The organism is Stenotrophomonas lacuserhaii (genome assembly GCF_014836545.1).
GTDB lineage: Bacteria > Pseudomonadota > Gammaproteobacteria > Xanthomonadales > Xanthomonadaceae > Stenotrophomonas > Stenotrophomonas lacuserhaii.
Genome location: NZ_JACSQS010000016.1, coordinates 1 through 7,386 on the forward strand (window position 1 = coordinate 1; position 7,386 = coordinate 7,386).

General features: G+C 66.8%; 5 protein-coding genes. 3 read left to right on the plus strand and 2 right to left on the minus strand.

Annotated elements, in window-relative coordinates:
* Nucleotides 1-161 precede the first annotated feature (161 nt).
* The gene (gene lptG, locus H9654_RS13795) at nucleotides 162-1,268 is read right to left on the minus strand and encodes an LPS export ABC transporter permease LptG (protein WP_101100296.1); all 1,107 of its coding nucleotides are present in this window, start codon (nucleotides 1,266-1,268) and stop codon (nucleotides 162-164) included.
* Nucleotides 1,265-2,347, minus strand: a complete 1,083-nt coding sequence (gene lptF / locus H9654_RS13800; protein WP_042615077.1) for an LPS export ABC transporter permease LptF — start codon at nucleotides 2,345-2,347, stop codon at nucleotides 1,265-1,267. The genes lptG and lptF overlap by 4 nt, the downstream gene beginning before the upstream one ends.
* Nucleotides 2,348-2,450: 103 nt before the next feature.
* Between lptF and H9654_RS13805 the strand changes: the two genes are divergently transcribed.
* The 3 genes from H9654_RS13805 (at nucleotide 2,451) to H9654_RS13815 (ending at nucleotide 7,364) form a co-directional block, all read left to right on the plus strand.
* Entirely contained in the window at nucleotides 2,451-3,929 is a 1,479-nt protein-coding gene (locus tag H9654_RS13805; RefSeq protein ID WP_191771298.1) for a leucyl aminopeptidase, read from the plus strand.
* An 87-nt stretch (nucleotides 3,930-4,016) separates the two neighbouring features.
* On the plus strand, nucleotides 4,017-4,442 hold the full coding sequence (locus H9654_RS13810; RefSeq protein WP_191771299.1) for a DNA polymerase III subunit chi: 426 nt from the start codon (nucleotides 4,017-4,019) through the stop codon (nucleotides 4,440-4,442).
* 81 nt (nucleotides 4,443-4,523) lie between these two features.
* Nucleotides 4,524-7,364, plus strand: a complete 2,841-nt coding sequence (locus tag H9654_RS13815) for a valine--tRNA ligase (RefSeq protein ID WP_191771300.1) — start codon at nucleotides 4,524-4,526, stop codon at nucleotides 7,362-7,364.
* The last annotated feature ends 22 nt before the right edge of the window (nucleotides 7,365-7,386 follow it).

Here is a 7,386-nt window from a genome sequence, read left to right on the forward strand (position 1 = left end):
CGGATGGCGAGCCTACAGGGACGTACTTGCGGCGATTCCCACGAACCCACCCCGCCCCGCCAACGCAACAGCCCTGCGCCTTTTGCCGTTGCCGTTGCCGTTGCCGTTGCCGTTGCCGTTGCTTCAGCAGGTGCCGGGCGCAGCCCGGCAATCAAACACACTCAACCCGACTTGCGTCGGAACAGCATCGCCGAAATACCCAGCATCAGGATCGGCGGCAAGGCATACGCCACCCGGTAATCAAACTTCAACGCACCGGCCATCCGCCCGAAGAACAGCTGCAGCAGCCAGAACCCCAGCGCAAACAGGATGCCCAGGAACAAACGCTTGCCCATGCCGCCGCTGCGCAGCGAACCGAACGCGAACGGTACCGCCGCCAGGCACAACGCCAGCACGTTCACCGGATAGAACCAGCGGCTCCAGTAAACATCTTCATAGTCACGCGCATCCAGGCCGTTGCGCTCGCGGTATTCGATGCTGGTGCGCAGGTCAGCCGCGCGCAGGTTGCGCGGCCGTGAGATACCGGTGGCCAGCGCCGCCGCATCCAGTTGCGAATCCCATTTCTCGCTCGGCGCTTCCTCGCGCGTCAGTGAACGCTCGCCAAAAATGTCCCGGCGCACCTGCTTCAGCACCCAGCCGGACGCATCGTGTTCGGCGGTGGCGGCATGGGTCAGCGATACGATCTCGCCTTCCGGGCCGATGCGGTACATGCGCACGTCGTGCAGCACCAGGCGCGTACCACCGCCCTCCACCAGCTGCTCTTCACCGCCCTGTGCGTTGAGGAACGTATCGCCCTCGCGGGCCCAGACACCGGCATAGCGGGCCACGGACATGTCACCACCGCGCTTGGCGCTCATGCGGATGTTGTCGGCACGTTCCTGCCCCCACGGTGCGATCGTTTCGCCGCTGACCACCATCGCGCCGGTCAGCAGCGAAAGCGCGACCGCCACCGACAGGCTCAGGCGACGACGTGACAGGCCCAACGCACGCAGCGCAGTCAGTTCGGAGGTTGCCGCCAGCTGGCCCAGGCCCATCAGCGAGCCGATCACCGCCGCCGTGGGGAAGAAGGTATAGGCACGGCGTGGCACGGTATACAGCACCCATGCCGCCGCATGGCCCAGGGTGTAGCCGTTCTTGCCGACGTCCTTGAACTCGCCGGAGAACGCCATCACCACGTCCAGCCCCACCAGCACCGCCCAGGTCAGCAGCACGGTGCCGAACACCGCCCGGCCCAGGTAGTAATCGAAACGCATCGGACGCGGAATCATGCGGTCACTCTCTTCGGGCGCGACAGGTGGCCGTCACGCAGGTACATCCAGATCGCCAACGCCAGCAGCGGCAGGGTCAGCCACCACAGGCCGAGCCCATTGGGCACCTTGCCATCGGCAATCCAGCCGGTGCCGATGAACATCAGGTTCATGCCCACCATGTAAGCCAGGAAGGCCAGCATCATCCGGCCGTAGCGCTGCTGGCGTGGCGAGCTGCGCGCCAATGGCACGGTCAGCAGGGCGAAGGCCAGCGCGATCAGCGGCGGGGCGATGCGCGAGTGCAGCTGCGCCTTCGCCTCGGGCCGCTCATCGCCGATCAGCTGGCTGGTCGGCAGTAGTTCCGGATCGTTGGACTGGCGGGTCTGCGCGCCGTCCGGCATGGCCACGTCGTTGCGCGCGAAGGTCGCCAGCCGGTAGCCCTTGCCGCCGTCAGCGGGGCCTTCGATCTGGTGGCCATCGTTGAGCTGCAGGTAGCGGCGGTCCTTGCCTTCGAAGAACAATTTGCCGCTGGCGGCCGATACGACCTCGATCCGGCCCTCGCGGGCGCGGTTCATGAACACCCGGCCCAGGCCGGTGCCATCAGGGGAGATGGAAGACAGATAGACCACCCCGCCGTTTGACAGGTTGGTGAAGCGCCCCGCCTCCAGCCCGGCCATCAGCACGCTGCGGTTGGCCTGGTCGATCATCTGCTCGCTGGTGCGGTCGGCCCATGGACCCAGCCACAGCGAGCAGGCGCCGATCAGCCCGACCACCGGCAGCACCAGCAGCAGCAAGGGTTTGAGCAGGCGGCGCGGGCCCACGCCAATGGCCGTGATGACCGCCATTTCCGAATCGCGGTACAGCCGGGCGACCGCCAGCAGCAGGCCCAGCATCAGCGCCAACGGCAGGATCAGCGGCATGTAGACGATGAACTGCAGGCCCAGCTGGGAGAACAACAGGCGGGCAGGCAGTCGCCCGTCGGCGATGTTGCCAAGGATATCCACCAGCACGCCGCCCACGCTGACAACCAGCAGGACGATCAGGGTGGCCAGGAAACTCTGGACGAAATCGCCCAATAGATAGCGGTCGAGCTTCAACATGGGCCGTGGTTTAAACTCTCAGGTTCGTTCGCGGGTCCGCCCAGTCTACTGGCTGGACGTAAACGGTCCGCGATTGTACGGATATGCCAACGGAATCTGATCAATGGCCCTGCAATTCACCCTGAACCAAGCGTCGCCGACCTCTGCCGGGGTCGACTGCGTGGTCGTCGGCGCCTTCGCCGATCTTTCCCTGTCGCCCGCCGCGCAGGCGCTGGACGCCGCCAGTGGCGGTCGCCTGGCCGCCCTGGCCCAGCGGGGCGATGTGTCCGGCAAGACCGGCGCCACCGCCCTGCTGCACGACCTGCCGGGCGTCAGCGCCCCGCGCGTGCTGGTGGTGGGACTGGGCGATGCCGCCCGCTTCGGCGTCCCGCAGTACCTGAAGGCCATCGGCGACGCCGTGCGCGCGCTGAAGACCGGCGCCAGCCGCAGCGCGCTGTTCACCCTGGTCGACCTGCCCGTGAAGGACCGCGACGCGGCCTGGGCGATCCGCCAGGCGATCATCGCCGCCGACCACGCCAGCTACCGCTACACCGCCACCTTCGGCAAGAAGAAGGCCGAAGACGCCGGCCTGCAGCAACTGGCCATCGCCGGCAGTGACGAGCAGGCCCTGCTGCAGGGCCAGGCCATCGCCAGCGGCGTGGAGTTCGCCCGCGAGCTCGGCAACCTGCCGCCGAACTTCTGCAACCCGGCCTATCTGGCCGACGTGGCGGTGAAGTTCGCCGGCGAGCACGACGGCGCCGAAGCGGAGATCTTGGACGAGACGCAGATGGAAGCGCTGGGCATGGGCTCGCTGCTGGCCGTCGCCCGCGGCTCGGCCAACCGCCCGCGGCTGGTGGTGCTGAAGTGGAGCAACGGCGGCGACGCCAAGCCCTACGTGCTGGTCGGCAAGGGCATCACCTTCGATACCGGTGGCGTCAACCTGAAGACCCAGGGCGGCATCGAGGAAATGAAGTACGACATGTGCGGTGGCGCCAACGTCATCGGCACCTTCGTGGCCACCGTCAAGGCCAAGCTGCCGCTGAACCTGGTGGTAGTGGTGCCGGCGGTTGAAAACGCCATCGACGGCAATGCCTACCGCCCGTCGGATGTCATCACCTCGATGTCCGGCAAGACCATCGAAGTGGGCAACACCGACGCCGAAGGCCGCCTGATCCTGTGCGACGCGCTGACCTATGCGCAGCGCTTCGAGCCGGCCGCGCTGGTCGACGTGGCGACCCTGACCGGTGCCTGCATGGTGGCCCTGGGCCACCAGACCGCCGGCCTGATGACCAAGCACGACGACCTGGCCAACGAACTGCTGGCCGCCGGCGAGCACGTGTTCGACCGCGCCTGGCGCCTGCCGCTGTGGGACGAATACCAGCCGATGCTCGATTCCAGCTTTGCCGACGTCTACAACATCGGCGGCCGCTGGGCCGGTGCGATCACCGCCGGCTGCTTCCTGGCGCGCTTCACCGAAGGCCAGCGCTGGGCCCACCTGGACATCGCCGGCGTGGCCAGCGACGAAGGCAAGCGCGGCATGGCCACCGGTCGCCCGGTCGGCCTGCTGAGCCAGTGGCTGCTGGACCAGGTCGGCCGCGCCTGATCCACTGTCGCCCTGTGGCCGGCATCCGTGCCGGCCATGACACGACCCGGTTTCGACCGGGTCTTCGCCTGCAACCCGGACCCCGCCATGCCCCGCGCTGATTTCTACCTGATTGCCAAGCCCCGCTTCCTGACCGAGCCGTTGCGCCTGGTCTGCGAGCTGGCGCGCAAGGCCAACGATGCCGGGCTGTTCACCCTGGTGCTGGCGCGTGACCTGGCCCAGGCCGAAGAACTGGACGAGCTGCTGTGGTCCTTCGATGCGGAGGCCTACATCCCGCACCAGATCGCCGGCGAGGACATGGATGAAGAGGAGGCGATGGTGCTGATCGCCGTTCCCGGTGGCGTGGAACCGGCGCGCCCTCTGGTGATCAACCTGCGCGATACGCCCTGGATGGGCGAATGCGAGCGCGTACTGGAAGTGGTTCCGGCCGATCCGGACGCGCGCGAGCCCCTGCGCGAGCGCTGGCGGCAGTACAAGGACGCCGGTTACGCGCTGTCCAAGCACGATATGTAAACCGGGCACTGGCCCGGCGCTGCCCTTGATGCGCCGGCCGTTCGCCCTGATCCTCCCCCGAACATCTTCTGGTTGCCCCGCATGACCCGACTCGACTCCAGCTACGACCCGACGTCCTTTGAAAAGGACACCTACGATGCCTGGGAAAAGGCTGGCCACTTCAAGCCGTCGGGCAAGGGCGAGCCGTACACCATCCTGTTGCCGCCGCCGAACGTCACTGGCACGCTGCACATGGGCCATGCCTTCCAGCAGACCCTCATGGATGCGCTGGTGCGCTACCACCGCATGCGCGGCTACGACACGCTGTGGCAGGTGGGTACCGACCACGCGGGCATCGCCACGGAGATGGTGGTCGGCCGCAACCTGGCGCTGGAAGGCAACGGCGAGACCCGCGATACGCTGGGTCGCGAAGCCTTCATCGGCAAGGTGTGGGAATGGAAGCAGCAGTCCGGTGACACCATCGAACGGCAGATGCGCCGCCTGGGCACATCGGCCGATTGGTCGCGCAGCACCTTCACCATGGACCCGCAGCCATCACAGGCGGTGATCGAGGCCTTCGTGCGCTGGCACGAACAGGGCCTGATCTACCGCGGCCAGCGCCTTGTCAACTGGGATCCGGTGCTGAAGACCGCGATTTCCGACCTGGAAGTGGAGAGCGCCGAGGAAGACGGTTTCCTCTGGTCGATCGCCTACAAGCTCGACGACGGGCTGACCTACGAGCATGTCGAGCGCGATGCCGAGGGCGTGGAAACGCTGCGCGAAACCCGCGATTACCTGGTCGTGGCGACCACCCGCCCGGAGACCCTGCTCGGCGATACCGCGGTGATGGTGCATCCGGAAGACGAGCGCTACCTGCACCTGATCGGCCGCAGCGTGACCCTGCCCCTGACCGGCCGCAGCGTGCCGGTGATCGCCGATGACTACGTCGACCGTGCCTTCGGCACCGGCGTGGTCAAGGTCACCCCGGCGCATGATTTCAACGATTACCAGGTAGGCCTGCGCCACAACCTGCCGATGATCAATCTGTTCACCCCGGTGGCGGCGATCAACGACAATGCGCCGGAACGCTTCCGCGGACTGGACCGTTACGACGCGCGCAAGGCCGTGCTGGCCGAACTGGAAGACCTGGCGGTGCTGGTGGAAACCAAGCCGCACAAGCTGCAGGTGCCGCGCGGCGACCGTACCGGCCAGGTGATCGAGCCCTACCTGACCGACCAGTGGTTCGTGAAGATGGACGAACTGGCGCGGCGTGGGCTGGAACTGGTGGAAGGTACCGATGGAAAGCCGGGTGCGATCGGCTTCGTGCCGCCGAACTGGATCAACACCTACCGCCACTGGATGACCAACATCCAGGATTGGTGCATCAGCCGCCAGCTGTGGTGGGGCCATCGCATTCCGGCGTGGTTCGATGAGGCAGGCACCTGCTATGTCGGCCGCGACGAAGCCGAAGTGCGCGCCGCCAACGGGCTGGGCGCAGAGGTGGCACTGACCCAGGAAAGCGACGTGCTGGAGACCTGGTTCTCTTCGCAGCTGTGGCCGTTCTCCACGCTGGGCTGGCCAAACGAACAGGCGATGGCCGAGCGCGGCTTCGACCGCTACCTGCCCTCGTCGGTGCTGGTCACCGGCTTTGACATCATCTTCTTCTGGGTTGCCCGGATGATCATGGCCACCGACAACCTGACCGGCAAACTACCGTTCAAGGACGTCTACTTCACTGGCCTGATCCGCGACGGCCAAGGCCAGAAAATGTCCAAGTCCAAGGGCAACGTGCTGGATCCGCTGGACATCATCGATGGCATTTCCCTCGATGACCTGGTGGCCAAGCGCACCGGTGGGCTGATGCAGCCCCGCGCCGCCGAGAAGATCGAGAAGGCCACCCGCAAGGAATTCCCGGACGGCATCGCCGCGCACGGTGCCGATGCGCTGCGCTTCACCATCGCCGCGCTGGCCACCCACGGCCGCGACATCAAGTTCGACATGAACCGCGCCGAGGGTTACAAGAACTTCTGCAACAAGCTGTGGAACGCCAGCCGCTTCGCGCTGATGAACACCGAAGGCACTGCGTTCGATGGCGCGCCCAAGCCGCGTACCGATGCCGAGCGCTGGATCCTCGCGCGCTTGGCGGCCACCACCGCCGAAGCGCAGGGCCACTTCGCCGCCTACCGTTTCGACCTGCTGGCGCAGTGCCTGTACGAGTTCGCCTGGAACGAGTTCTGCGACTGGTTCCTGGAGCTGAGCAAGCCGGCCCTCAACGGCGCCGACGCGGCCGATGCGGACAGCACCCGCCACACCGTGCTGTACGTGCTGGAAGCGCTGCTGCGCCTGCTGCATCCGCTGACCCCGTTCATCACCGAACAGCTGTGGCAGCAGGTTGCGCCGCGCCTGGGTATCAGCGGCGATTCGCTGTCGCTGCGTCCCTACCCGAGCGTCGAAGAGTTCGCCGGTGACTACGCCCAGGCCGAAGCGGACGTGGAGTGGCTGAAGGCGGTGATCAGCGCCGTGCGTCGTGTGCGCAGCGAGCTCAACGTGGCCCCGTCCAGACTGGTACCGCTGCGCCTGCAGGCCGGGCTGGAGCAGGACCGGGTGCGCATCGAGCGCTTTGCCGCCTCGCTGTCTTTCCTGCTGAAGCTGGAAACCATCCGGTGGCTGACCGATGGCGAAATCGCGCCGCCGGCTGCTCCGGCGATCGTCGGCGAGCTGAAGCTGCTGGTGCCGCTGGAAGGCCTGGTGGACCTGGAGGCAGAGCGCGCGCGCCTGGACAAGGAACTGGCCCGCGTGCAGGGCGAAAAGGAAAAGAGCGAAGCCAAGCTGGCCAAGTTCACCGACAAGGTGCCGGCGGCGGTGGTCGAGCAGGAACGCGTGCGCCTGCTCGAATGGACCACCCAGCTGGCCGGCCTGCAGGAACAGCGCGCCAAGCTCTGACGCGCGGGTGGGTCGTGGGGGG

Excerpts from the sequence above, each read along its gene's own strand:
- lptG (WP_101100296.1), bottom strand. The coding sequence starts at position 1,268 with ATGATTCCGCGTCCGATGCGTTTCGATTACTACCTGGGCCGGGCGGTG.
- lptF (WP_042615077.1), bottom strand. The coding sequence starts at position 2,347 with ATGTTGAAGCTCGACCGCTATCTATTGGGCGATTTCGTCCAGAGTTTC.
- H9654_RS13805 (WP_191771298.1), top strand. The coding sequence starts at position 2,451 with ATGGCCCTGCAATTCACCCTGAACCAAGCGTCGCCGACCTCTGCCGGG.
- H9654_RS13810 (WP_191771299.1), top strand. The coding sequence starts at position 4,017 with ATGCCCCGCGCTGATTTCTACCTGATTGCCAAGCCCCGCTTCCTGACC.
- H9654_RS13815 (WP_191771300.1), top strand. The coding sequence starts at position 4,524 with ATGACCCGACTCGACTCCAGCTACGACCCGACGTCCTTTGAAAAGGAC.